This is a genomic window from Paraburkholderia sp. RAU6.4a (assembly GCF_050435625.1).
Taxonomy (GTDB): domain Bacteria; phylum Pseudomonadota; class Gammaproteobacteria; order Burkholderiales; family Burkholderiaceae; genus Paraburkholderia; species Paraburkholderia tuberum.
Genome location: NZ_JBNDKQ010000003.1, coordinates 1,271,353 through 1,293,445 on the forward strand (window position 1 = coordinate 1,271,353; position 22,093 = coordinate 1,293,445).

Annotated in this window: 25 protein-coding genes and 1 pseudogene; 19 read left to right on the plus strand and 7 right to left on the minus strand. The window is 63.2% G+C overall.

Features of this window, described 5'->3' with window-relative positions; genetic code table 11:
- The 3 genes from OKW40_RS30415 to OKW40_RS30425 are packed head-to-tail and all read left to right on the plus strand — an operon-like array spanning position 1 to position 1,422.
- Positions 1 to 252, plus strand: coding sequence for a hypothetical protein (locus tag OKW40_RS30415; RefSeq protein WP_429493146.1), 252 nt, complete (start codon positions 1 to 3; stop codon positions 250 to 252).
- Positions 200 to 655 carry an amino acid ABC transporter permease gene (locus tag OKW40_RS30420; RefSeq protein ID WP_429493147.1) on the plus strand — a complete coding sequence of 152 codons (456 nt, stop codon included), beginning with the start codon at positions 200 to 202 and terminating at the stop codon, positions 653 to 655. Before OKW40_RS30415 ends, OKW40_RS30420 begins: the two co-directional genes overlap by 53 nt.
- Positions 652 to 1,422 (plus strand): amino acid ABC transporter ATP-binding protein, encoded by a 771-nt coding sequence (locus OKW40_RS30425; RefSeq protein WP_090808004.1) that lies wholly within the window; start codon positions 652 to 654, stop codon positions 1,420 to 1,422. The genes OKW40_RS30420 and OKW40_RS30425 overlap by 4 nt, the downstream gene beginning before the upstream one ends.
- Positions 1,423 to 1,553: 131 nt before the next feature.
- Here the strand turns inward: OKW40_RS30425 and OKW40_RS30430 are convergent, their stop codons facing one another.
- On the minus strand, positions 1,554 to 2,438 hold the full coding sequence (locus tag OKW40_RS30430; RefSeq protein ID WP_184057816.1) for a LysR family transcriptional regulator: 885 nt from the start codon (positions 2,436 to 2,438) through the stop codon (positions 1,554 to 1,556).
- Between the two features lie 89 nt (positions 2,439 to 2,527).
- Here OKW40_RS30430 and OKW40_RS30435 point away from each other — a divergent pair, with 89 nt between their 5' ends.
- From OKW40_RS30435 to OKW40_RS30445, 3 genes are all read left to right on the plus strand, one after another.
- Positions 2,528 to 2,857 carry a hypothetical protein gene (locus OKW40_RS30435; RefSeq protein ID WP_429493148.1) on the plus strand — a complete coding sequence of 110 codons (330 nt, stop codon included), beginning with the start codon at positions 2,528 to 2,530 and terminating at the stop codon, positions 2,855 to 2,857.
- Positions 2,858 to 3,044: 187 nt separating this feature from the next.
- Positions 3,045 to 4,307 (plus strand): multidrug effflux MFS transporter, encoded by a 1,263-nt coding sequence (locus OKW40_RS30440; RefSeq protein WP_184030682.1) that lies wholly within the window; start codon positions 3,045 to 3,047, stop codon positions 4,305 to 4,307.
- A 55-nt stretch (positions 4,308 to 4,362) separates the two neighbouring features.
- Positions 4,363 to 5,772, plus strand: a complete 1,410-nt coding sequence (locus OKW40_RS30445; protein WP_429493149.1) for a DHA2 family efflux MFS transporter permease subunit — start codon at positions 4,363 to 4,365, stop codon at positions 5,770 to 5,772.
- A 23-nt stretch (positions 5,773 to 5,795) separates the two neighbouring features.
- Here OKW40_RS30445 and OKW40_RS30450 read toward each other — a convergent pair whose 3' ends face one another.
- Positions 5,796 to 6,515 (minus strand): SDR family oxidoreductase, encoded by a 720-nt coding sequence (locus tag OKW40_RS30450; RefSeq protein WP_184057810.1) that lies wholly within the window; start codon positions 6,513 to 6,515, stop codon positions 5,796 to 5,798.
- Positions 6,516 to 6,597: 82 nt separating this feature from the next.
- Here OKW40_RS30450 and OKW40_RS30455 point away from each other — a divergent pair, with 82 nt between their 5' ends.
- A complete protein-coding gene (locus tag OKW40_RS30455; RefSeq protein ID WP_429493150.1) occupies positions 6,598 to 7,548 on the plus strand; it encodes a LysR family transcriptional regulator in 951 nt (316 codons plus the stop codon).
- 83 nt (positions 7,549 to 7,631) lie between these two features.
- Complete coding sequence (locus tag OKW40_RS30460; protein ID WP_429493151.1) at positions 7,632 to 8,036, plus strand: DUF3224 domain-containing protein; 405 nt, start codon at positions 7,632 to 7,634, stop codon at positions 8,034 to 8,036.
- A gap of 80 nt (positions 8,037 to 8,116) precedes the next feature.
- On the opposite strand, the gene OKW40_RS30465 is transcribed toward OKW40_RS30460, so the two are convergent.
- Positions 8,117 to 10,384: a beta-glucosidase gene (locus tag OKW40_RS30465; RefSeq protein ID WP_429493152.1), complete on the minus strand. Its 2,268-nt coding sequence runs from the start codon at positions 10,382 to 10,384 to the stop codon at positions 8,117 to 8,119.
- Between the two features lie 224 nt (positions 10,385 to 10,608).
- Here OKW40_RS30465 and OKW40_RS30470 point away from each other — a divergent pair, with 224 nt between their 5' ends.
- From OKW40_RS30470 to OKW40_RS30480, 3 genes are all read left to right on the plus strand, one after another.
- Positions 10,609 to 11,628 carry a helix-turn-helix domain-containing protein gene (locus OKW40_RS30470; protein ID WP_429493153.1) on the plus strand — a complete coding sequence of 340 codons (1,020 nt, stop codon included), beginning with the start codon at positions 10,609 to 10,611 and terminating at the stop codon, positions 11,626 to 11,628.
- 7 nt (positions 11,629 to 11,635) lie between these two features.
- On the plus strand, positions 11,636 to 12,250 hold the full coding sequence (locus tag OKW40_RS30475) for a hypothetical protein (protein WP_429493154.1): 615 nt from the start codon (positions 11,636 to 11,638) through the stop codon (positions 12,248 to 12,250).
- Positions 12,251 to 12,655: 405 nt separating this feature from the next.
- On the plus strand, positions 12,656 to 13,255 hold the full coding sequence (locus tag OKW40_RS30480) for a hypothetical protein (RefSeq protein WP_429493155.1): 600 nt from the start codon (positions 12,656 to 12,658) through the stop codon (positions 13,253 to 13,255).
- An 81-nt stretch (positions 13,256 to 13,336) separates the two neighbouring features.
- Here the strand turns inward: OKW40_RS30480 and OKW40_RS30485 are convergent, their stop codons facing one another.
- Entirely contained in the window at positions 13,337 to 14,647 is a 1,311-nt protein-coding gene (locus tag OKW40_RS30485; protein ID WP_429493156.1) for an MFS transporter, read from the minus strand.
- 177 nt (positions 14,648 to 14,824) lie between these two features.
- A complete protein-coding gene (locus tag OKW40_RS30490) occupies positions 14,825 to 15,919 on the minus strand; it encodes a tartrate dehydrogenase (protein ID WP_429493157.1) in 1,095 nt (364 codons plus the stop codon).
- A 124-nt stretch (positions 15,920 to 16,043) separates the two neighbouring features.
- Between OKW40_RS30490 and OKW40_RS30495 the strand changes: the two genes are divergently transcribed.
- The 7 genes from OKW40_RS30495 (at position 16,044) to OKW40_RS30525 (ending at position 20,915) form a co-directional block, all read left to right on the plus strand.
- Positions 16,044 to 16,952, plus strand: a complete 909-nt coding sequence (locus OKW40_RS30495; RefSeq protein ID WP_429493158.1) for a LysR substrate-binding domain-containing protein — start codon at positions 16,044 to 16,046, stop codon at positions 16,950 to 16,952.
- A 224-nt stretch (positions 16,953 to 17,176) separates the two neighbouring features.
- Positions 17,177 to 17,659 (plus strand): DUF2778 domain-containing protein, encoded by a 483-nt coding sequence (locus tag OKW40_RS30500; protein WP_184073489.1) that lies wholly within the window; start codon positions 17,177 to 17,179, stop codon positions 17,657 to 17,659.
- Entirely contained in the window at positions 17,656 to 17,934 is a 279-nt protein-coding gene (locus OKW40_RS30505; RefSeq protein WP_184057796.1) for a hypothetical protein, read from the plus strand. Before OKW40_RS30500 ends, OKW40_RS30505 begins: the two co-directional genes overlap by 4 nt.
- Positions 17,924 to 18,394 carry an Hcp family type VI secretion system effector gene (locus tag OKW40_RS30510; RefSeq protein ID WP_184057793.1) on the plus strand — a complete coding sequence of 157 codons (471 nt, stop codon included), beginning with the start codon at positions 17,924 to 17,926 and terminating at the stop codon, positions 18,392 to 18,394. The genes OKW40_RS30505 and OKW40_RS30510 overlap by 11 nt, the downstream gene beginning before the upstream one ends.
- Before the next feature lie 179 nt (positions 18,395 to 18,573).
- A complete protein-coding gene (locus OKW40_RS30515; RefSeq protein WP_429493159.1) occupies positions 18,574 to 19,872 on the plus strand; it encodes a TAXI family TRAP transporter solute-binding subunit in 1,299 nt (432 codons plus the stop codon).
- A gap of 235 nt (positions 19,873 to 20,107) precedes the next feature.
- Positions 20,108 to 20,311: a DUF3562 domain-containing protein gene (locus OKW40_RS30520; RefSeq protein ID WP_184030727.1), complete on the plus strand. Its 204-nt coding sequence runs from the start codon at positions 20,108 to 20,110 to the stop codon at positions 20,309 to 20,311.
- A gap of 142 nt (positions 20,312 to 20,453) precedes the next feature.
- Entirely contained in the window at positions 20,454 to 20,915 is a 462-nt protein-coding gene (locus OKW40_RS30525; protein ID WP_429493160.1) for an N-acetyltransferase family protein, read from the plus strand.
- A gap of 95 nt (positions 20,916 to 21,010) precedes the next feature.
- Here the strand turns inward: OKW40_RS30525 and OKW40_RS30530 are convergent.
- Positions 21,011 to 21,166 (minus strand): annotated as a pseudogene (locus OKW40_RS30530) (MFS transporter); the annotation flags it as partial.
- Positions 21,167 to 21,285: 119 nt separating this feature from the next.
- Complete coding sequence (locus tag OKW40_RS30535; RefSeq protein ID WP_429493161.1) at positions 21,286 to 21,798, minus strand: IclR family transcriptional regulator domain-containing protein; 513 nt, start codon at positions 21,796 to 21,798, stop codon at positions 21,286 to 21,288.
- On the opposite strand from OKW40_RS30535, the gene OKW40_RS30540 reads away from it, so the two are divergent.
- A complete protein-coding gene (locus OKW40_RS30540; protein WP_184057758.1) occupies positions 21,797 to 22,093 on the plus strand; it encodes a hypothetical protein in 297 nt (98 codons plus the stop codon). The two genes, OKW40_RS30535 and OKW40_RS30540, sit on opposite strands and share 2 nt — an antisense overlap.

Consider the following 22,093-nt stretch of genomic DNA (forward strand, 5'->3'; position numbering starts at 1 on the left):
ATGATCGAGCTTTTCATGCGCTCGCTTCCGCTGTTAAAGAGTGCGGTGCTGATGACACTCTTTCTCGGTTTGTTGTCGTTTGTGCTCGGTTCGACGCTAGGGTTGCTGGTCGCCTTGGCTCGTATCTCCAGCATAGGTGCGCTACGCGCCTTCGCATTCGCATATGTATCCATCTATCTTCCGTGGCACGCCGCTGCTCGTGCAGATACTGCTGATCTATTTCGGTTTGCCCCGGTACGGTCTGACACTTGACCCGGTTCCCGCCGCGCTCCTCGCGCTCACGCTGTTTTCGGCCGCGTATCTGAGCGAGAACTTCCGTTCCGGCATCAACGCGGTGGACAAGGGCCAGTGGGAAGCTGCGATGTCGCTGGGCATGGGTTACTGGAAAGCCATGTCGCGGGTTATTCTTCCCCAAGGACTACGCATCGCCATTCCGCCTGTCGGCAGCCGCATGATTGCACTCATCAAAGATACATCCCTCGCTTCGACAATTACGGTGGTAGAACTGACCCGCGTCGCCGACCAGGTCGGCGCCTCCACCTTCCGCTACATGGAAATGTTCCTGATGGTCGGCCTGATCTACTGGGGCATCAACCAGATTCTCACGATAGTCCAGACCGTCCTCGAGAATCGCATTTCGAGGCGTTTTGTATGAATACTGATATCAGGACGATTGAAGTCCGTGGACTTTCGAAGGCATTTGGCGACAACCATGTCTTGCGCGGCGTCGATTTCAGCGTATCGAAAGGCGAGGTTGTCGTTGTAATGGGTCCCTCCGGGTCGGGCAAGACCACGCTGCTGCGCTCGCTGAACTTCCTCGAGGTACCGGATGCCGGCAGCGTGACAGTATGCGGCATTGATGTCGAATGCAACGGTTTGTCAAAACCGTCACGCCAGAATCAGAAGAAGATCCGCGCGATCCGCCAGCGCACCGCGATGGTGTTCCAGTCGTTTAACCTCTTTCCGCACAGGACAGCACTGGAAAATGTGATGGAAGGTCCGGTCAGCGTCAAGGGTGTCCCTCGTGCGCAAGCGTCGGAGCGCGCAATTCACCTGCTGACACAGGTTGGCCTGGCCGCAAAAGCCAACGAATATCCGGCACGGCTGTCCGGCGGTCAGAAGCAGCGCGTAGCGATCGCGCGGGCGCTCGCGATGGATCCAGAGGTCATCTTCTTCGACGAGCCCACGTCTGCTCTCGATCCAGCGCTGCGGGAGGATGTCCTGACCGTCATGCGCGACGTTGCCAAAGCGGGCATGACGATGCTGATCGTCACGCACGAAGTGCGGTTTGCGCGAGATGTAGCGGATCGGGTTGTTTTTATGGATGGCGGCGTGGTTGCCGAAGACACGACACCGCAAGCCTTCTTTGGTGAAGGCAGCAGTCCACGGGTAAGGCAGTTTCTGCATCTGATCGAGACCTGAGTATTGAGTACGCCGCGACACCGCCTTGAATCACGCGTAGGGCTTCCGTTGCAAAAGCGTTGGCGGAAGAGTTCGTGCTTTATCGCGAGGAGCAGGAGAGGCGGAAAGCGTCGGCGACGTAACACAGCCCGCTAGCTGAACCGCAAACTCCGCAATACGTCGAGCACATACTGAGTCGGACGCTCCACGGTACCCGCGCGAAAGGCCAGGCCCAGCTGTCGCCATAACGCAGGGCGCAGCGCACGTGTGACGATGCGCGCGTCGGCCGACGAGCGGCTCGGTTCCTGCGGCAGCAGCGCGGCGCCGTATCCCGCTGCGACGAGACTCTTGATCGCATCCGAGTAGTTGAGCTGGATGCGCGGCGTGGGGTGCTGCCCCGCCGCGCTGAACCATTCCGTCGTCAAACGCGAAAGCCGCGTGGTCGCGTCGTTCAGAATCAGCGGCTTCGCGGCGATCCATTGCGGCGTGATGCGAGCTGGACACGTCCACCCGGCCGGCATGAACGCGACCACCGGATCGCGGCGCCATGTTTCGATCGATAGCCCTCGTAGCGGCGCTTGCGGCAGCGCCACGATGCCCACGTCGAGCGACTCCTGGGCGAGTCGCGTCAGCGTTTCCTGCGAAGTCAGCACCGCGATTTGCACATCGATGCCGGGATGCCCGGCGGCCAGTCGTTCCAACGCCTGCGGCAGCAGATTCGCGATGGCCGCGGTGGAGGCGGCGAGCCGAACCCGTCCGCCGAGCCCTTCCACCTGTCGCCGCACGTCCTCCAGTGCCTGCTCGGCATTGGCCAGCATCTGACGCGCATAGGCCACCAGCGTCTCGCCGATCGCCGAGGCCCGCACCTGACCGCGTTTGCGCGACAACAGCGGCGCGCCGACGCGGCTCTCGAGATCCGCGATATGCAGACTGACCGTGGGCGGTGCGAGATGCAGAACGCGAGCGGCCTCGGCGAAAGAGCCGAGGTCGGCGACGACGACAAGGGTGCGCAGGCGGTCGAGACTGATTTCTCTCATCGGAATGGGAATCGGAATGGCATAGGTCAGAAAAGCTGAATCACGCGGTCAGTAAACTCAACTTTTCCAATCTTACGTGCAGATGGAAGATGGTGGCGCTGGTTTTTTCAACGCTCACCATCGGGGCCATTGGCATGAACTCACCTTCAACCAGAAGTTGCGAGCCGCGGGAGGCTTCGCATCGGCTAGACGCAATATCGGACGACGCCAGGTCCTTACTGCTCGGGCTCGTCTTTACAGGCATCGTGCTGGCTTTCGCCGTGATGGCGATGATCTGGACGGCGTCTCGCCCCCCGCTCACAGGCAAGGGCTGCTCCGGCCGCCTCGCAAACGACGAGCATGCGAGCTTCGTCGCGTTCTTCCAGGATCCGGCAGACCAGGGCGCGTTGCTGCGGTCGATCGAGGACTGCGCGAAATGAGCCTCGTTGCGGCGGGATAGCGCGCTCGTCGGCCGCGCCATTCCACACCCCCGCCAGGGACTATCCCACTTCCTGCCATACCACGGGCACAATTCCCGGCGATAATGCCGGGGGCATTCGCGCCTTTTCCGTTCGATATCCGAACGCATCGATGCCCGCGCCGCCAGTGTTCCCTTTCGATGCACCCATGAGCCACGCCACCGCCGACCACCCCGCTTCCGCCGACTCCGCCCCGAACTCGCCGCGCTTCCTGCTATTCCTGATCTGCCTGTTCGCGTCCGCCGGACAGCTCGCCATCGACATCTACGTGCCCGCGCTGCCCGCGATGGCGCGCTACTTCGGCACCTCGCCGCAAGCGATCCAGACCAGCGTCACCGGCTACATGGTCGCCTACGCGTTCGGTCAGCTGATCTTCGGTCCGATCGCCGACGCGTATGGCCGCAAGCGCGTGCTCGCGTTCGGTCTGACGGTCTACACGGTCGGCTGCCTGCTGTCGCTCGCGGCGCCCAATCTCGAGACGTTCATCCTCGCCCGCGCACTGCAGGGCTTCGGCATCGCGAGCACGAACCTGCTGGCAAAAGCGATCATCACCGATTCGTTCGCGGGTCAGGCCTTGCTGCATGCATTCACGTACATGTCGATCGCGTGGGGGCTCGCGCCGATCGTCGCGCCGGTGATCGGCGCGCATCTGCAGACCGCGTTCGGCTGGCGCGCGTGCCTCGTGTTTTTGCTGATCTATTCGCTGGTGATGTGGGCGCTGCTGTGGCGTTATCGCGAGACCTTGCCGAAGCCCGTCCATCTCGAACCGCGCACGCTGACCGCGAACGCGCGCAAAGTGCTCGCGAGCCCCGTGTTCCAGAGCTGCTTCCTCGCGCAGGGCCTGTGCTACAGCATCCTGCTGGTGTTCAACATCGTCGGGCCGTTCATGGTGCAGACCACGCTGCACAAGCCGCCGACCTTCTTCGGCTACCTCGCGCTCGGCATCGGCATGATGTACTTCCTTGGCGGTCTGTCGAATCGCCTGCACGGTCCGGGCCTGCCGAGCGCCGAGCAGCGGCTGCGCATCGGCGCACGGCTGATGGCGGCCGCGTCGCTTGCGATGCTGCTGCTCGCGCTGACGGTCGGTCTGCGCGTGTGGACGCTCGCGACGCCTGTGCTCGTGATGGGCTTCTGCGCCGGCGCGATGTATCCGACGCTGATGGCGAAGGGCAACTCGCTGTTCCCGCACATCGCGGGTCTGACGAGCGCGATTCTCGGCTGCGCGCTGCTGCTGGTTTCATCGGCGATGATGGGGTTGGCCGGCTTCGTGTCGGTACAAGTGCTCACACCGCTCGCGCTGTTCTTCGTGGTCCTCGCGTTCGTCGTCGTCGTGATGGTGACGAAGCTGCTGCGCCATCTCGAGCAGGTACAGCCTGCGGCCGCGGCGAGCGCGAGCGGCAAGGCAGCGTGAGCCGGCACATGAGCTCGACCGAACGCCAGACCTTCATCTGTAGACGCGCGGACCGATGAGCGGCATGCGCGAGCGCGCCTGCGCATCCGCTTCCACGCGGATCGATCCGACCGTGTGGAAAGTCGCGGCGGTCGTGTCGATCGGCTCGTTCATGTCGCAGATGGACTCGACGCTGGTCAACGTGTCGCTGTCGGCGATCGGCCATACGCTCGATGCGTCGATCGCTACCGCGCAGTGGATCGTCAGCGGCTACCTGCTCGCGATGGCGTTGATGTTGCCGCTCAACGGCTGGCTGGTCGACCGCATCGGCGCGAAGCGGCTGTACCTGTTCTGCTTTTCGACGTTCACGATAGCGTCGATACTGTGCGGCGCGGCGCAGACGATCGGCGAGCTGATCGGCGCGCGCATCTTCCAGGGCCTCGTTGCCGGTGCGCTCGGGCCGATGGCACAAATGATGATCGGACGCGTGGCCGGCAAGAACCTCGAACGGGTGATGGGCTACACCGCGCTACCCATTCTGCTCGGTCCGATTCTCGGCCCGGTGCTGGCCGGCCTCGTGCTCGCGCACGCGAGCTGGCCCTGGCTGTTCTTCATCAATGTTCCGGTGGGCGCTTTCGGCGTCGCGATGGCGGTGTTGCTGCTGCCGCGCGATGCCGCCGCGTCGCAGAAGCGACCGTTCGATTTCACCGGCTTTGCGTTGATCTCCCCTGGGCTCGTCGCGCTTGTCTATGGACTTCAGGACGCGTCGCGAGCGGTGGGCTTGGCGTGTCTGCTCGCGGGCGTCGCGTTTCTCGCCGGCTTCGCGCTGTACGCGGCGCGCAAAGGCCATACCGCGCTGATCGACGTGCGCATGTTTGCGACACGTACGTTCTCGGTCGCCGCACTCGCCCAGTTCTTCGCGAACGCGATCATGTATGGACGGCAGCTCGCCGTGCCGCTTTTTCTGATCGCGGGCTGCGGTTTGTCGGCCGCGCACGCGGGCGGCCTGCTCGCGGCAACCGGCGTCGGCATGATGTGCTCGTTTCCGCTGCTCGGATGGTTGACCGAGCGGCTCGGCTGCCGCGCGCTCGCGGCGGGCGGCGCACTGCTGGCGTTTCTGAGCACGCTCGTGTTTCTGTGGCTGAGCGTTGATTCGTTCTCCGCCGGATGGGCCGCGGTCGGTCTGTTCTTTGCGGGCGTCGGTCAGGGGACGATCAGCGTGCCGTCGATCTCGGCCGCGTATTCGTCGATCGGGAGAGAAAGGCTCGCGGTTGCGAATACTGCGTTGAACATCGCGCAGAGAGTGGGCGGTCCGTTCGCGACGACGCTGCTTTCGATGGCGATAGCGTCGACGTTGCACGGTGTTTCGGGTGCACAGCCCGGCCGCTTTCTGCCGACGTTCGTGCTGCTGGCCGGGCTGCATTTGTTGTGCTTCGCGGCGGCGATGTTTCTGCCGGTTCGCGTTCAGCGGGCGAAGAACGCCTGACCACGCATTCCCGCGCCCGTACTTCACAGTAGCCGCAAGCCGCCATCACACTCGATCACCGCCCCCGTCATAAACGTGTTCTCCAGCAGAAACTGCAGCGCGTGCGCGACATCGTCGGCCTGCCCGACGCGCCGCACCGGTAGCGTTTCGCTCTGCTGCCGAAACAGCTCACTCTTCACGCTCGCGGGAAATCTGTCCCACCACGGCGTATCGATCACACCCGGCGACACCGCGTTCACGCGCAGCGGCGCAAGCTCGCGCGCCAGCGTGCCGATCATGCTTTCGAGCGCGCCGTTGATCGCACCCAGACCCGCCGTGCCCGGATTCGCGATGCGCGCCGAAATCGCGGTCAGAAACGTCAGGCTGCCGTCGCGACGCAACGTGGGCAGCGCGGTCTGCGCGGCTTCGAGCTGCGGCCAGAACTTGGCCTCGAAGCCACGCCGCAGCGCGGCCAGATCCAGTTCGGCAAACGGCCCCGCGCCTTCGCCGCCCGACAGCGTCATCACCAGATGATCGATCCGGCCGAGGCCGCCGAAGAAGTGTCCGAGCGCCGCCCGATCGGCGCAATCGAGCGCCTCGCTCGTCACCTGTCCACCGATGCCAAGCAGCGCATCGTCCAGTTTGGCGCGGTCGCGCCCCACCGCGACGACGCTCGCGCCGGCCGTCACGAGCCGCTTCACCAGCGCGAGCCCAATGCCCGACGAGCCACCTAGCACCACGACCTTCTGATTTTGCCAGTCCATGTCATTGCTCCTGAGTGTGAACGGAAGACCCCGTGGCAGTAGAATGCGCGGTGCGATCCCATCACTCAAATCGTTTAATGTCATGGCCAACATCATTGAAAATGATTTTCGGCGCTTCGACCTGAACCTGCTGCTGACCTTCCGCGCGCTGCTGGAAGAGCGCAGCGTCACGCGTGCCGCGCAGCGGCTGTTTCTTGGGCAACCGGCCGTCAGCGGCGCGCTCAAGCGCTTGCGCGAGACGTTCGGCGACGAGTTGTTCGTGCGCACGCCGCAAGGCATGACGCCGACGCCGCGCGCGCTCGAACTCGCGCGGCAGATCGAGCCGTTCCTGCAATCGCTGCATCAGGCGCTCACGCAGCCGTCCGTCTTCGATCCGGCCCGCGCGCAGCGGGTGTTCCGCATCGGCCTCAGCGATTCGCTCGAACTGCTGCTGATGCCCGAGATCATTGCGCGCCTCGCCGACACCGCACCCGGCGTGAAGCTGATCGCGCGCTCCACAGATTCGACGCGCGCCGCCGCGATGCTCGACGATGGCGCGATCGAACTCGCGGTCGGCGTATTCCGCGAATGCGTGCCGTGGCAGCGACTCACGCCGCTGTTTTCATGGCGCTTCGTGAGCGTCTACAACCCCCAGCTCGTCAGGACGCGCCGCAAGCATTTGTCGATGGACGAGTTTCTGCGCCACCGCCATGTGCTGACTTCGTTCAGCGCCGAGCTGCGCGGCTTCATCGATGAACGACTCGAGATGCAGGGACTGGAGCGCGACGTCGTGTTTTCGAGCTCGAACTTCGCGACCAGTCCGTTCATCGTGCAACGCACGGCGGCGATCGCGACGGTGCCGGAGTTCATCGGCCGCGTCTGGCGCGATACGCTCGGTCTCGCGCTGAGTCCGCTGCCATTCGAAGTGCCGGGCTACGAGGTTTCGCTGATGTGGGCCGCGGCGCACGACCAGGACCCGGCGCTCGCGTGGTTGAAGCGCGAGTTCGCGGACGCGTTCGGCACGAGCGACGGCACTGCGCGTGCAGCGCCCTGACAGCGACGTGTGCTACGGTTCGGAAGCGTCACGGTTCGTTTCGCCGCTTCGCCGTCGCCCGTTCAAGCCAGGAGGAAATTCCGATGACTCACCACGTCGCAAAAGGCACCTTCATCGTCTCCCTTCAACCGATGCCGTTCGAAAACGCGGAGGCCGAATCGAAGCTCGGCCGCATGTCGATCGACAAGCAGATCTCCGGCGATCTCGCCGCGACCAGCCAAGGGCAAATGCTGAGCGCGATGACGAACGTCAAAGGCTCGGCCGGCTATGTCGCGCTCGAACAGGTCACTGGCACGCTGGCGGGCAAGCAGGGCACGTTCGTGCTGCAGCATATCGGCGTGATGAATCGCGGCGCAGCGGCGCTGGCGGTGACGGTCGTGCCGGATTCAGGCACGGGCGAGCTGAGCGGCATTGAAGGCGAGTTCCGGATCGACATCGTCGACGGCGCGCATTCGTACGAGTTCGCTTATCGTCTGCCCGACCACTGACATGCCGAACGCGTGCCGGCGGGATACGGCGCTCGACCCCGTACCCCGCTACCCGGCTTTCCAGTTCAAAACCTCAGCGCTCAATGCCCCGCGATCGTCACCGACGCCGTCAACGCATTCGGATCGCGCGACGAAGCCCCCGCGATCATCTGATAGACGCCGCCGTTGAGCTTCCACACGTGGTTGGTCGCGTCCCACGTCGACAGCAGCTTCGGCGCAATCGATACGCTGACCTGCTGCGACTCCCCCGCCTGCAGCGCGACCTTTTGCCAGCCGACCAGACGCTTCGGCGGTTCGCCCAGACCGCTCGGCAACGCGGCATAAACTTCGGCGATTTCCGCGCCCGCGCGCGAGCCCGTATTCTTGACGGTAAAGGTCACCTGCACGTTGCCGCTCGCATCCACTTGCGCGTTGAGGCCCGAGTAGCTGTAGCTCGTGTAGGACAGCCCATAACCGAACGGGAACAGCGGCGCGATCTGCTTGCCGTCATACCAGCGATAACCCATGAAGAGTCCTTCGCTGTAGGTAACGGTGGTATCGGTGGCCGAGATCGTCGGTTGCGGAAGATCCGCGTCCTGCATCGGGAACGTGATCGGCAATTTGCCGGACGGGTTCACGGCGCCGAACAACAGATCGGCAATCGCCTGGCCGCCCTGCACGCCCGGATACCACGCTTCGAGCACGCCGTGCACGTTGGATAGCCACGGCATCAGGACCGGGCTGCCGTTCTCGAGCACGACGATCACGCGCTTCGCTTGCGCCGCGACCGCGCTGATCAGCGCGTTCTGATCGTAGCTCTGGTTATAGCTGTCAGTCGTATTGCTCGGCAGGCTCAGGCTCGGCAGATCCGCGCCCTCGCTTTCCCATTGCGTCGCGAACACGACCGCCACATCCGCCTTCGCGGCGGCGGTCGCCGCTGCCGCCGCGTTCGTGCCGTCGACGAAGGTCACGCTCGCGTTCGGCGCCTTCGCCTGGATCGCGGCCAGCGGTGCCGACTTGTACCACGTCGCGCAGGTGCTCAACAGCGGCGACGGCGACACGCAACCGGACACCGCGTTGCCCGCGGCCGCCGGCACCGCGCCCGAGCCGCCGCCCGACAGCACGCCCGCATCCGCGTGAGCGCCGATCACCACGATCGACGACAGCCCCGCCGCGTTCAGCGGCAGCACCGGTTGCGAATCGCCGCTCGCCACCGCGTTCTTCAGCAAGACCGACGATTGCTGCGCGACCTGCAACGCGAGCGCATTGCCCGCGGTCTGATCGACGCTTCCTCCGGTGGTTGGCGGCGAATCGAAGACGCCATAGCGAATCATCGTGCGAAGCTTGCGCTGAACCATGTCGTTGAGTCGCGACATCGGCACGCTGCCGGCGTTGACCGCGCTCGTCAGCGCGGTGTTGAAATACGACGTCAGCGTAAAGCCCGGAATCGACGCTCCGCCGCCGAGATCGCCGGGCTCTTCTTCATCGAGGCCAGCCAATGCCGAGGCGACCGTACTGTGCGTGGCTGTCCAGTCCGACTGCACCACGCCCTTGAAGCCCCACTCGTTCTTCAGCACGGTGGTCAGCAGATACGGGTTTTCGCACGCATACACGCCGTTCACCAGGTTGTACGAACACATCACGTTGCCGGGCGTTCCCTGCGTGATGCCGAGCTCGAACGCGAGCAGTTCGGTTTCGCGCATCGTGCGTTCGTCGACGACCGAGTTGCTGGCCATGCGGTTCGTTTCCTGATCGTTCATCGCGTAGTGCTTGATCGTCGCGATGACGTTCTGCGCCTGCGTGCCGATCGTGCGCGCGGCGCTCAGCGTGCCGGTCAGTACCGGATCTTCGCCCATGTACTCGAAGGTGCGGCCATTGCGTGGTTCGCGCGCGAGATTGACGCCGCCGCCGAGACCTTCGCCATAACCGAGCACGCGCAGCTCGGTCGCGATACGCGCGCCGTATTGGTTCGCCAGCGTGGGGTCCCAGCTTGCCGCGAGCGCCACCGGCGCGGGCAGCGCCGTCGCGTTCGAGTTGACGACATTGACGCCGCCGGCCGAATCGGCCATTGCAAGGCCCGGAATGCCGAGCCGCGCGATGCCGGGAATGTAGCCGGCTCCGTTGACGCCGGGCGGATACGGACCGCCGAGTCCCGCGTTGGGGATACCCACGCCGTGCACGAGCTGAATCTTTTCGGCGGTCGTCATCTTCTGGACGAGCGCGGCGGCACGCGCATCGGCGCGCGCATCGGGATCGGACGGCAACGGTGGGGCACTGATGTTGCTGCCATTGCCGCAGGCGGCGAGTACCAGCGCGACACCGCAGGCGATGGCGCTTGCGGCAAAGGGTATCGTCAGCTTCCTTCTCATCATCTCGCTCCGTGTTGTCGTTGTCGGTCATGTGATTTGCATTGCGTAACGTTGTATCGACGCGCTACCGGCACGTGACACGTCCTGTTACGCTAAGCGCTCGTGGTAATGCGCCGAAAGAAATTCTAGGGATGCGCCCGAAACGCGCTTGACCGATAGGTGCAGCACTTGACCGATGAAGAGTCAGGAAAACCCGCAGACAGGTTTCGACCGGAGGAGGCAAAGTGGATTTGCGTCAGAAGTCCGTTTCAGCGCGCATCTATCGAGGATTGCTCGACGCGGCGGAGCGTGAGGGCCTCGATCGCAGCAAAGTGGCCCACGATATCGGCATCGACGAGGCCGACATCGCCGCGGCCGATGCGCGAGTGCCGGGCGACAAGCACGTCGCAATGCTCCAGCTTGCGGAAAGCTGCCTGATGCGCGGCGCGCCCGAGGGCGACGTGTTCGATGGTCTGCTGTATTTCCCCGAGCTTGCGGGCGTGCTCTGCAATAGCCCGACGCTGCGCGATGCATTGCGCAATTACGTCACGTATCGTGACCTGATCGGTAATGTCGACTGGCTCGTCATGCAGGAGCACGGCGACGAAGTCGCATTCGAATACGTGACGGAAGGCGAAGGGCGCAACGCATCGAGCGCGCTCGGCAACTTCGCGCTGATAGCGGGTGTGGCAAAGCTCTACGACGTGCGACTGCGCGTGCGCGACGCGGGTATCACCGATGCGCGGCTCGGTGCGATCGCGGCGCTGAGCGGGACGTTGGGCGTGCGCGTTCACCTCGATCAGGCTCGCAATCGGATGGTGTTGCAGTCGTCCGCGCTGGATCGCGCGTTCGAGGTCTACAACGCGCCGCTCGCGAAGATTCACATGCATGCCGCGCATGGAATCTTGCAGCGGATTCGCGAGCAGGGCCGCTTTTCTCCGACGGTCGAGCGATGTCTGCGTGACGTGCTGCGCGAGCACGCGGATGCGATCGAGCCGAAGAGCCTGCAGACGATCGTCTGCGAGCGGCTGTCGCTGACGCGCTGGACCTTGCAACGCAAGCTCGCGGCGGAGTGCAAAACCTTCAGCGAGGTGCTGATGCAAATGCGTATCGACGAAGCACGCACGCTGCTCGCGCATACGCCGATGTCGATCAGCGAGATTAGCGAACGGGTCGGCTTTGCCTCGACGACGGCGTTTACGCGGTTTTTTACGCGTGCATGTGGGGCGCCGCCGGCGCGGTATCGGGGGCGATGCCGGGTGTGATCGTCCTATGATGAGCATCGATCAGAACATGACTCGACTGTTCGGTGTCATGGGATCGATCGTATCCTTGGTCGCGTTTCTGCCTTATGGACTTGCGATCTGGCGCGGCACCGTACGCCCTCATCTTTTTACCTGGTTGATCTGGTCACTCGTCACGGCGATTGCGGCTGTCGGCCAGTTCGTCGCCGGTGCGGGTCCTTCGGCGTGGTGTACCGCGGCGATCGCGGCCACCTGCTTCTTTGTTCTCGTATCGAGCGTCTTTCGGGGTGAACGGCAGCGGACCGCTTTTGATTGGCTTTGCCTTGCCGCGGCGTTGTCCGCTATTCCGCTCTGGATATTCACTAATGATCCGACGTTGTCGATCTGTCTTGTGACGCTGATCGAACTCGTCGGCCTCGCGCCGACGGTGCGCAAGACTATTCGTGATCCGTGGAGTGAGAGTCTTTTGTACTTTGCGCTCTGTGTTTTTAAATACGCGCTCGCGATTCTTGCGCTGCCGAAATGGAGTGTGGCCGTGGCGTTTTATCCGGCGGTGAATATCGGGGCGGCAAGTGGGGTTTGTTTGTTGATGGTGGTGCGGCGTCGACGGGTGCGAGCGTATTCCGAGGACAAGGTTCGGTGAGGGGCTCCCGAAAGACAGCGCGACGACTCGCAGCGCGCGATCTGAATGTGCCTCTCTTTTGTCCGATATTCATCAGGTCGCCGCAAATTGCGTGGATTACACTGGTTTTCGCTATGCGACTTTAAAGCGTGGCCGACCCACGAAGTCACCATTGCGCGGACTTTCGTGCATCCCTTCCGCACGTATCCGCCGACACCGAGCGAAATACGACTGCTTGGTGAAAGCGTTTCGCCATTCACCACTTTGGCCCGCCCCTGGTCCCTCACACGACGGCGACCAGGTATCGCTGCGGCCATTTCACATCGACTATTTTCGCTTGATTGAATCAGGCGCCTGATCCGGCAGCCGATAGGCCCCTTGCACGGCGCGATTTCACGCGCCTGATTCGCTGACAAGGAGATGAAGATGAAGACCCGCCAATTGAGCATTTGGTCGGCTGTAGCCGTTGCACTTCTGTCGCTGAGTGGCACCGCGCAGGCCGGTGGTGATGACGGCGACCGTGGCCGCGGCGGCGGTCTTTGCTCGAACGCAACGCTAAAAGGACCCTATGGGTTCATCGGTCACGGCGTGATCCTTGGGTTGCTGGATTCGAGCAACGTGCTGCATCCGTTCGCCACCCAGTCGATCCTCGATGACGTCGCTCTCGTGACATTCGACGGCAACGGCAAATTTACCCGCACCGATTTCGGGAGCATCAACGGCGTGCCGAAAGGTGGGCAGATAACCTTCAATCCGGCGCAGAAAGGCACTTATTCGGTGAACTCCGATTGCACCGGCACCATGTCGGTTGTCTATACCGCGGGAGGACCCGTGCCAGCCGGCGTCGTGACCGATTTGAACATCGTGGTCACTTCGGACGGCACGCAGGTCGAATCCGTCGTCTATCGGGCGAGCATCCCGTCGGCCGCGTCGGCCCCCGACGGCTACAGCTGCCCGATGGATTGCGTGCAAGGTGTGCAGGAGGCGTTCGAAGGGAAGAAGGTTCTGGTCTACGGCTTCCGGTAGTCGGGTACTGACGTATCGGATGAATTCGCGGTTGCCGCCGGCTTTTCAACCGGCGGCGCGCTCGCTTCATCGGTGCTTCGCTCAATGCCCCGGCCGTTCGCCCACTGCGACCGGCGCATGCTTCGTCTGCCGGCTCAACATCAGCGTCACGACCGCCGACAGCGCCAACGTCGCCCCGACCACATAAAGCCCTGCCGTATAGCCGCCCGTCACGTGCTTGAGCCAGCCGATCGCAAACGGCCCGACGAAGCCGCCGAGATTGCCGATCGAGTTGATCATGGCAATGCCCGCCGCCGCTCCGGCGCCCGACAGGAACATGCTCGGCATCGCCCACAGCGGCGCCTTCGCGGCGCTGATTCCGACGTTCACGACGACGAGCGCAAGCACGATCATCAATGCGGTGGTCGCATTACCGGCGAACACGAAGCCGACGCACGCAAGCGCGCACGGAATCACGACGTGCCACGTCCGTTCGTCGGTGCGATCCGAGTGCTTCGCCCATAGCACCATCGCGATCACCGCGAGCACGCTCGGCACGCCGGCGAGCAGCCCGGTTTCGAACGTGCCGAAACCGTATTGGCGGATGATCAGCGGCGCCCACAAGCCGAGCGTATAAAGTCCCGCCGAGGTGCCGAAGTAGATCAGCGCGAGCGCGAGCACGCGCGGATCGCGCAACGCGCTGAGCGCGCCGGCCGTGTGGCCCGCATGCGCGTGCCGCGCGTCGGCTTCGAGCTTCAGCCTCGCGATCAGCCAGTCGCGCTCTTCGGGCTGCAGCCACTCGGCTTGCGCGGGCTTGTCGGTCAGATACCTGAGCACGCAGAAGCCGAGGATGATCGCGGGCAATGCTTCGAGTATGTAGAGCATTTGCCAGTCGACGAGTCCGGCAATCGGCGGCAGTTTCATGATCGCGCCGGAAATCGGCGAGCCGATCGCAGTCGAGATCGGCGCGGCGGCCATGAACCATGCCGCCGCGACCGCACGCTGCCGCGCCGGAAACCACAGGCTCAGATACAGGATGATGCCGGGAAAGAAGCCCGCTTCCGCGACGCCGAGAATGAAGCGCAGCGCGTAGAAACTGTTCGGCCCGACGACGAACGCCGACGCGAGCGACACGAGCCCCCACGACACCATCACGCGAGCAATCCAGCGCCGCGCGCCGACCTTGTGCAGGATCAGGTTCGACGGCACTTCGAACAGAAAATAGCCGATGAAAAAGAGCCCGCCGCCGAGGCCGAACGCGGTCGGCGAAAGACCGATCGCCTTGTTCATCGACAACGCGGCAAAACCCACATTCACGCGATCGAGAAAGCTCACGAAGTACAACATCATGACGAACGGGATGATCCGCAGCATCAGCTTGCGGGACACCCGGCTTTCGAGTTCCGAAGTCATTGTCTCCTCCTGCGGCGCGCGGCTATTGACCGCGCGCGAACCTCGCGCCGGCCGACGTTGGGCCGAGCTAATCGAGTCAAGGTTGTGTGCCGGCCACGTCGTGGCCAGGGCGCAGACCGCGCGCCTGATTTGCGCGCGGTTCCGCTCAGTCCGGTTCAGTTCGCGCGAAGCCGGCGCTCAAGCCGCGTTCGCCGCGGGCGTCGCCGCCTGCTCGATGAACGCGCACACGGCCGCCGTCACCTGCGCGGTCGTGGCCGTGCCGCCGAGGTCGCGCGTGTGCAGCGCTTTGTTCGCGGTCACCGCTTCGACGGCCTGCATCACGCGCCTGGCCGCGTCGAATTCGCCGAGGTGTTCGAGCAGCATCACGACCGACCAGAACGTGCCGACCGGATTCGCGAGCCCCTTGCCCATGATGTCGAACGCGGAGCCGTGGATCGGTTCGAACATCGACGGATAGCGGCGCTCCGGATCGATGTTGCCGGTCGGCGCGATGCCGAGGCTGCCGGCGAGCGCGGCCGCGAGGTCGCTGAGAATATCGGCGTGCAGATTGGTGGCGACGATCGTGTCGAGCGTCGCGGGACGGTTGACCATGCGCGCGGTCGCCGCGTCGACGAGTTCCTTGTCCCACGTGACGTCCGGAAACTCCTTCGAGATTTCGAGCGCGATCTCGTCCCACATCACCATCGCATGACGCTGCGCGTTGCTCTTCGTGATCACGGTCAACAGCTTGCGCGGACGCGACTGCGCGAGGCGGAACGCGAAGCGCATGATGCGCTCGACGCCGGCGCGCGTCATGATCGACACGTCGGTCGCGGCTTCGATCGGATGGCCCTGATGCACGCGGCCGCCGACGCCCGAATATTCACCCTCCGAATTTTCGCGGACGATCACCCAGTTCAGATCCTCGGGCTTGCAGTACTTCAGCGGTGCGTCGATGCCGGGCAGGATGCGCGTCGGGCGCACGTTCGCGTATTGGTCGAAGCCCTGGCAGATTTTCAGTCGCAGACCCCACAGCGTGATGTGATCGGGAATGTCCTTGTCGCCCGCCGAGCCGAACAGGATCGCATCTTTGTTGCGGATCGCGTCGAGCCCGTTGGCCGGCATCATCACGCCGTGTTGACGATAGTAGTCGCCGCCCCAGTCGAAGTTCTCGAACTCGAACGTGAAGGCGCGCGTGGTCTTCGCGAGCGCCTCGAGCACCTGCGCGCCGGCCGGCACGACCTCCTTGCCGATGCCGTCGCCGGGGATGGTTGCGATGCGATAGGTCTTCATGTCTGCGTCCTGTGCTTGGTGAATGGCGTGAGTGGACTCTAGCGCGATCCCACGGGTAAAAACCGGTGCTAAACTCAAAGCATCTTTAACTTGCATTCACAAATGCGAAGGCGCGGAAAAGACGATGCGCGACACCGTCCAGCCAGCCGATCTGGGCTTTTTCTCGACGCTCGCCGCGAGCGGCAGCCTCAGCGCGGCCGCACGCGAACTGGGGCTGACCGCGGCGGCCGTCAGCAAGCGCCTGACCCAGATGGAGCAGCGCGCGGGCGTCGCACTCGTAACCCGCACGACGCGCCGCATGATGCTGACGCCCGAAGGCGAGCTATACCTCGAGCGCGCGCGGCGGATTCTCGACGAGATCGACGAACTGGCCGAACTGCTCGGCTCGGCGAAGAAGACACCGAAGGGCTTGCTGCGCGTGAACGCGACGCTCGGCTTCGGGCGCAGCCATGTCGGGCCGGCGATCTCGCGCTTCGTCGCGCGGTATCCGCAGGTGTCCGTTCAACTGCAGTTGTCGGTCACGCCCCCGCCGCTTACCGACGACAGCTTCGACGTCTGCATCCGCTTCGGCGAGCCGCCCGATACGCGCGTGGTCGCGCGCCGGCTTGCGCCGAACCGGCGTCTGCTGTGCGCGGCGCCGTCGTATCTCGCGGCGCACGGCATGCCGCTCACGGCGCACGATCTGACGCGCCACAACTGCATCGGCATTCGTCAGGGCGACGAAGCGTACGGCGTGTGGCGGCTGACCTCGGGACGCGGCGCCGCGCGCAAGACCGAGGCGGTGCGGATCAAGGGCACGCTGACCACCAACGACGGCGAGATCGCCGTCAAATGGGCGCTCGAAGGACACGGCATCCTGATGCGCGCGGAATGGGACATCCGGCAGTATCTGACGGAAGGATCGCTCGTCCAGTTGCTACCCGATCACGACACACCGAATGCGGATATCTTCGCGGTGTATTCGCCGCGGCATCAGATGTCGAATCGTATTCGCGCGTTTGTCGAGTTTATTGCGCGGGAGTTGGGGGGGTGAGGTGGGGGCGGGGGCGTAGTGCAGCACAGCGATCGTGCGCATTCGTGATGTCATCAAAAGAGCGAGCAGCACATCGGCCCAATTTTGCCTCGCTTTCCGAGTCGTCTGATTGAGCATGGTTCCGTCTTCGCCGAAGCTGACGGTGTCACGAACGTTACCTTGAGCCACCCGTCTTCTCGCTTCCGTGGCCACCACGGAGTGAACGCCTTTTCGATATGTAAACCATGCCCGCAGAGTGCTATTTCACGCTTAACCGTCGACTCATCTCTGTATTGACCTGCAAAGGCTTTGGCAACGTGTCTGCTTTTTCGGGCAAACCAGCCCATGTCAACAACCCCGCAGATACAGCGGTCGCCGAAAGCGGTCCGCTTCCGCAAGGCCTGTACTACATCGTAGACCGACAGAGTGGCGGTCATCTGGGATGGCTGTATGACCTTGTCAAGGACGCATGGTCCGATGTCGATCATTCGACCTGGTTCGCGCTTTATCGAAACGACGGCGTGATTGACGATTGGACATTTATCAATGGCGTGAAGCGAGGCAACTTCCGCCTGCATCCGACTGGTCGCTGGGGAGAAAGTGAGGGATGCATCACGGTCACGGACCAGTCCCAGTTCGATCGCTTACGCTCGTTCTTGCTGTCGCACCCAACCCGGAAGATACCCGGCACCACACTGCAGTACTACGGTACGGTACTTGTGCAATGAAAACTGCCCTGCGGATTTTTACGGCCTTCGTGCTGACTGTCCCAGTCTGCATTGCGTTGTCGACGATCGACCCGCTTGCGCGCTGGGTGGGCAGCGAATCCACGTTAGAAATGCTTCGCCCCCTCTTCAAGCTCGTTGGCGCCGTCGGTGTGGAGGGCGAAGAGGACGTGGTGGTTACGCTGCTGCTCGCAGTCAGTTTCCTACTATGCTGGGGGCTCTCGTGGGGCGGGTCCGTGCTTTTTGTTAGAAAGAGGTGTCGCCTTGATGTCAAATGACGTTTTCATAAAAATCGACGGGATTACGGGCGAGTCGCAGGACGCGACACACCCGGACGAAATCGAGGTGATCAACTGGACATGGAAGATGGCACAGCGGCTCTCCATGATGTCCGGACCAGGAAGCGGCGTCAGCAAAGCCTCGGTCGACGACCTCGTGTTCTTCCACAACGTGGACCGGGCGAGTCCGAGCCTGATGTCCTATTGCCTGACCGGCACGCACGTTTCGAAAGCGGTTCTTACGATGCGCAGGGCGGGTGGCAGCCCCCTCGATTTCCTCAGGCTCACAATGAACGATGTATTCATCACGGGCGTAGAGATGACCGCACAACACGAACAGGTTCGCCTCTCTTTTGCCAGGGTCAAGCAGGAATACATCGTTCAAAATGCCCAAGGCGGCAGCAACGGCGTAGTTACCGGAATCTTCGACATCAGGGCCAACCGACCTGTGCCCCGATGACAGTGTCAGCCAGACCTTTTCAATGCACATCACTGACTATCCAATAAAACCCCCTGATATCGTAAAGTTGAGGAAATAGAGACCGCCTCCATCCCATTAGTCACCAAGGCCGGACCTGACCAAACCGGGTAACGATGCCGAGACCAGACCCCGCGCTGTACCGCAGCCCGAGAACCCCGATGACGCGGCGGCGCCGGCGTCTTCTGATCGTCGGCGCGATCGTGCTCATCGCCGCATTCGGCTGGATGCTCGCGCTCGTGCTCGAGCCCGCGTTCCAGCGCACGATCGTCATCACCACCGGTGCGGACGGCGGCATCTATCGCGGCTTCGCCGATCGCTACGCGCCACTGCTCAAGCGCGAAGGCATCAAGCTCGACATCCGTAGCTCGTCGGGCTCGGTCGAAAACTACCAGCGGCTCGCGGACCCGGACAGCGCCTATCAGGTCGGCTTCATCCAGTCGGGCACGACCAGTCCGAATGACACCGACAATCTGCAAACCATCGCCGCCGTGTCGTACGAACCGATCTGGGTGTTCTATCGCAGCGATGCGACGATCGACCGGCTGTCGCAACTGCGCGGCAAGCGCATTTCGATGGGCGTGCCAGGCAGCGGGTTGCTCAACGTCTCGCAGGTGCTGCTCGGCTATAGCGGCGTCACGAGTCAGAACTCGACGCTGCTGCAGATGGACGCGAACGCCGCATACCAGGGGCTCGAAAGCGGTCAGGTCGACGCGGCGTTCTTCATTGGCCGGCCCGACGCCGACATGCAGCGCACGCTGCTCACCAGCAACCTGAAGCTGATGAGCTTCGCGCAGGCCGATGCACTGGCGCAAAAATTCCCGTCGCTGTCGAAGATCATCTTGCCGCGTGCCTCGACGAGCGTCGCCGACGATCTGCCGCGCAGCGACGTCACGCTGCTCGCGGCGACGGCGCTGCTCGTGTCGAAGGACACGCTGCATCCGGCGCTCGTCTATCTGCTGCTCGACGCGGCGCGCACGGTGCACGGCGGCGAGGACTACTTCACGCCGCTCGGCACGTTCCCCAACCTGAACACCGAAGAATTCCCGATCTCCGACGAAAGCGTGCGGTACTTCAAATCGGGCCGGCCGTTTCTATATCGCTACCTGCCTTTCTGGCTCGCGAGTCTGATCGAACGGCGGCTGCTGATTCTGGTGCCGTTCCTCGCGCTGCTGATCGGCCTCGCGCAGGCGCTGCCGCGCATGCTCGAAGCGCGGATGAAGAAACGCCTGATCGTTTGGTACCGCGCGATCAAGGCGCTCGAGGACGAAGTATGGAAGAACGCCGAGCCGTCTCGCGCGCAGATCGCGCAATGGAGTGAGGAGATTGAAAGCATCGACGCGAACGCTAGCCAGATCCGAATTCCGTACCGCTACTTTCAGGATGTTTACGCGCTGAAGCAGGCGATCGGCGTCGTGCGCGACCGGATCGCGCATGTAGCGCAGAAAGTGCAGAAGTAGAGACGGCGGTCGCTTAGCCCTGTGCGTTTCCCGGGTATTCACCACCGCGCACCCAGTTGATTTTCCGCACGTCCTCACCGCGTGGGTGCTTGCCGCAGCGCAAGAAAAAAATCTCTGTGGAATCAGTCGAACGATAGGTCGATTCAATTGGCGCGCTCGCGATTCGCATCCTGTAATGGACTCCTGCCGTCCGCGTACCGTCCATCCAGCCTGCCGTCCTACCCGGAGAGAGACCATGTCCCAGCCTGAGCCGAATGTAGACGAAGTGGTCCGAAGCATCGCCGAGGAAACCGACACGCCGGCAGAAACGGTGTCGCGCATGTACGCCGATACGCTCGCCGAATTCCGGAACGAGGCGCGCGTGTTCGACTACGTGCCGCTGTTCGCCGCGAAGAAGGTCCGCAACGAGCTGCGTCACAAGCAACATCGCGAGCACTGACTCACGGCATGCGGTGATGCATCGGCTCACCGCACTGTCGCACGCGTCGTGGCTCCAGATTTTGCGAGCATGGTGGAGCTAACAATCGCGTCGCAAATTTTTTATGCTGGCGGTTCCACAGCTTTTCAAAGGAGCCGTCCACATGTCCGCCCCGCTGCAGATTCGCGCCGTCACCCGTGACGATTTCGATGCATGGCTCCCGCTATGGGACGCCTACAACGCGTTTTATGGCCGCTCGGGCGAGACCGCGTTGCCGCGCGAGATCACGCAAATCACGTGGAATCGCTTTTTCGATGGCTACGAGCCGATGCATGCATTAGTCGCGGAACGCGCCGGGCAATTGCAGGGCATCGTGCATTTTCTCTATCACCGTCATACGACGATGGCGGGGCCGATCTGCTATCTGCAGGACCTGTACACGCTCGATAGCGAGCGCGGCAAGGGTGTCGGCCGCTCGCTGATCGAGGCCGTCTATGCGCGCGCAAAAGCCGACGGTGCGCAACGCGTCTACTGGCAGACGCACGAGACGAATCACACCGCGATGCAGCTCTATGACAAGGTCGCGGATAAGTCCGGCTTCGTGGTTTATCGCAAAGCGCTTTAGCGCTCAGCGCTTCATCAAGGCTCATCAAAGAGGAAAGGCGCACCACCCGGTGCGCCTTTCGTTTTACTGCTCAAGCGGTCATCACGCAGTCCCGGTCAAGCCTCGAACTGCTCCAGCACCTTGCCCTTGGTTTCGATACCGAGGAAGTGCACCGCGGCCGCCGCGATGAACAGCACGGCGGCCGGGATATAGAACGCCACTTCCAGGTTGCCGCCGATCATCGTCTTCGACACGATCGCCGGCGCGAAGATCGTCGTTCTGGTGATTTTGACGACGTGACACGGCGAGTCCGGCTGTGCAATGCAGCAGGACTCGCCGACAGATATGAAATAAGTATTTGAAGTAGTTGCGCCGTGAAGTCAGCGCGCACTCAATGCGCGGCAACCGATCTGAGGCGCGCTTGCATCGCGGTCGGATCGTCCTGCCTCGGGCGATAGCTCAGGCGCTCGGACAGCTCCAGCGCCGCCTGGCATACGGCGATGATCAGCGGCTCGCGCTCGGCGGTCTCGCCGATATCCGAACGCGGGATCGTCACCGTCAACGCGGCGGCGATCTTACCGCTCAGGTCACGCACCGGCGCGCTCACCACCGAAATCCCCCGCTCGAACGACGCCTCGCTGACCGCATGGCCAAGCGCCGCGCTCTCGCGCACCCGTTCATACACTGCCGCACGCGGTTTGGCCTGCCTGCGTCCCACTCCTGTCTGCTCTTCTTTTGCCATCGTGGCTGCCGTCTCTATGCGGTTCATCGGGTTCAATTCAGGTTGATAGCGCGAAGCATGCGGCGAATCGGCCATGCGCGGTGCTATGCTTTGATCCGGTCCGGCGGCGCGGTGTATTCCAGCCGCTCGCTCGCGCCGCCCAAGCGTAGGAGGCCACGTCATGTCCAGCGCGGTCCAGATTCAGGTTGCCGACTCGCATCTTTATCCGGGCTGCGCGGTGCGCATCGCGAATCTTCCCGAGCCGGCCTGCGCGTCAAACGTCGCCGAGGCGCGCGTCGAATTCGCGGACGGTTCCGGTGCGCACGCCACCTGCCATCGGCGCGCACATGACGAACTCGAATTGACCGTCGACCGTTATGCGACGCAAAAACGTCATCCGATCGACGCACGGCACTGGCTACTATTGGCCGTCGATGCCACGCATCACAGTTGGCGCGTCAAGCGTCGGCTGCCGTAA

What these genes read in the sequence shown, in the direction of transcription:
- OKW40_RS30415 (WP_429493146.1), top strand. Translation starts at nt 1, where the DNA reads ATGATCGAGCTTTTCATGCGCTCGCTTCCGCTGTTAAAGAGTGCGGTG.
- OKW40_RS30460 (WP_429493151.1), top strand. Translation starts at nt 7,632, where the DNA reads ATGACTCACCACGTCGCAAAAGGCACCTTCATCGTCTCCCTTCAACCG.
- OKW40_RS30535 (WP_429493161.1), bottom strand. Translation starts at nt 21,798, where the DNA reads ATGACGTGGCCTCCTACGCTTGGGCGGCGCGAGCGAGCGGCTGGAATA.
- OKW40_RS30440 (WP_184030682.1), top strand. Translation starts at nt 3,045, where the DNA reads ATGAGCCACGCCACCGCCGACCACCCCGCTTCCGCCGACTCCGCCCCG.
- OKW40_RS30465 (WP_429493152.1), bottom strand. Translation starts at nt 10,384, where the DNA reads ATGAGAAGGAAGCTGACGATACCCTTTGCCGCAAGCGCCATCGCCTGC.
- OKW40_RS30525 (WP_429493160.1), top strand. Translation starts at nt 20,454, where the DNA reads ATGTCCGCCCCGCTGCAGATTCGCGCCGTCACCCGTGACGATTTCGAT.
- OKW40_RS30455 (WP_429493150.1), top strand. Translation starts at nt 6,598, where the DNA reads ATGGCCAACATCATTGAAAATGATTTTCGGCGCTTCGACCTGAACCTG.
- OKW40_RS30500 (WP_184073489.1), top strand. Translation starts at nt 17,177, where the DNA reads ATGCCCGCAGAGTGCTATTTCACGCTTAACCGTCGACTCATCTCTGTA.
- OKW40_RS30430 (WP_184057816.1), bottom strand. Translation starts at nt 2,438, where the DNA reads ATGAGAGAAATCAGTCTCGACCGCCTGCGCACCCTTGTCGTCGTCGCC.
- OKW40_RS30520 (WP_184030727.1), top strand. Translation starts at nt 20,108, where the DNA reads ATGTCCCAGCCTGAGCCGAATGTAGACGAAGTGGTCCGAAGCATCGCC.
- OKW40_RS30515 (WP_429493159.1), top strand. Translation starts at nt 18,574, where the DNA reads ATGACGCGGCGGCGCCGGCGTCTTCTGATCGTCGGCGCGATCGTGCTC.
- OKW40_RS30445 (WP_429493149.1), top strand. Translation starts at nt 4,363, where the DNA reads ATGAGCGGCATGCGCGAGCGCGCCTGCGCATCCGCTTCCACGCGGATC.
- OKW40_RS30450 (WP_184057810.1), bottom strand. Translation starts at nt 6,515, where the DNA reads ATGGACTGGCAAAATCAGAAGGTCGTGGTGCTAGGTGGCTCGTCGGGC.
- OKW40_RS30510 (WP_184057793.1), top strand. Translation starts at nt 17,924, where the DNA reads ATGTCAAATGACGTTTTCATAAAAATCGACGGGATTACGGGCGAGTCG.
- OKW40_RS30485 (WP_429493156.1), bottom strand. Translation starts at nt 14,647, where the DNA reads ATGACTTCGGAACTCGAAAGCCGGGTGTCCCGCAAGCTGATGCTGCGG.
- OKW40_RS30480 (WP_429493155.1), top strand. Translation starts at nt 12,656, where the DNA reads ATGAAGACCCGCCAATTGAGCATTTGGTCGGCTGTAGCCGTTGCACTT.
- OKW40_RS30540 (WP_184057758.1), top strand. Translation starts at nt 21,797, where the DNA reads ATGTCCAGCGCGGTCCAGATTCAGGTTGCCGACTCGCATCTTTATCCG.
- OKW40_RS30435 (WP_429493148.1), top strand. Translation starts at nt 2,528, where the DNA reads ATGGTGGCGCTGGTTTTTTCAACGCTCACCATCGGGGCCATTGGCATG.
- OKW40_RS30425 (WP_090808004.1), top strand. Translation starts at nt 652, where the DNA reads ATGAATACTGATATCAGGACGATTGAAGTCCGTGGACTTTCGAAGGCA.
- OKW40_RS30495 (WP_429493158.1), top strand. Translation starts at nt 16,044, where the DNA reads ATGCGCGACACCGTCCAGCCAGCCGATCTGGGCTTTTTCTCGACGCTC.
- OKW40_RS30505 (WP_184057796.1), top strand. Translation starts at nt 17,656, where the DNA reads ATGAAAACTGCCCTGCGGATTTTTACGGCCTTCGTGCTGACTGTCCCA.
- OKW40_RS30475 (WP_429493154.1), top strand. Translation starts at nt 11,636, where the DNA reads ATGATGAGCATCGATCAGAACATGACTCGACTGTTCGGTGTCATGGGA.
- OKW40_RS30490 (WP_429493157.1), bottom strand. Translation starts at nt 15,919, where the DNA reads ATGAAGACCTATCGCATCGCAACCATCCCCGGCGACGGCATCGGCAAG.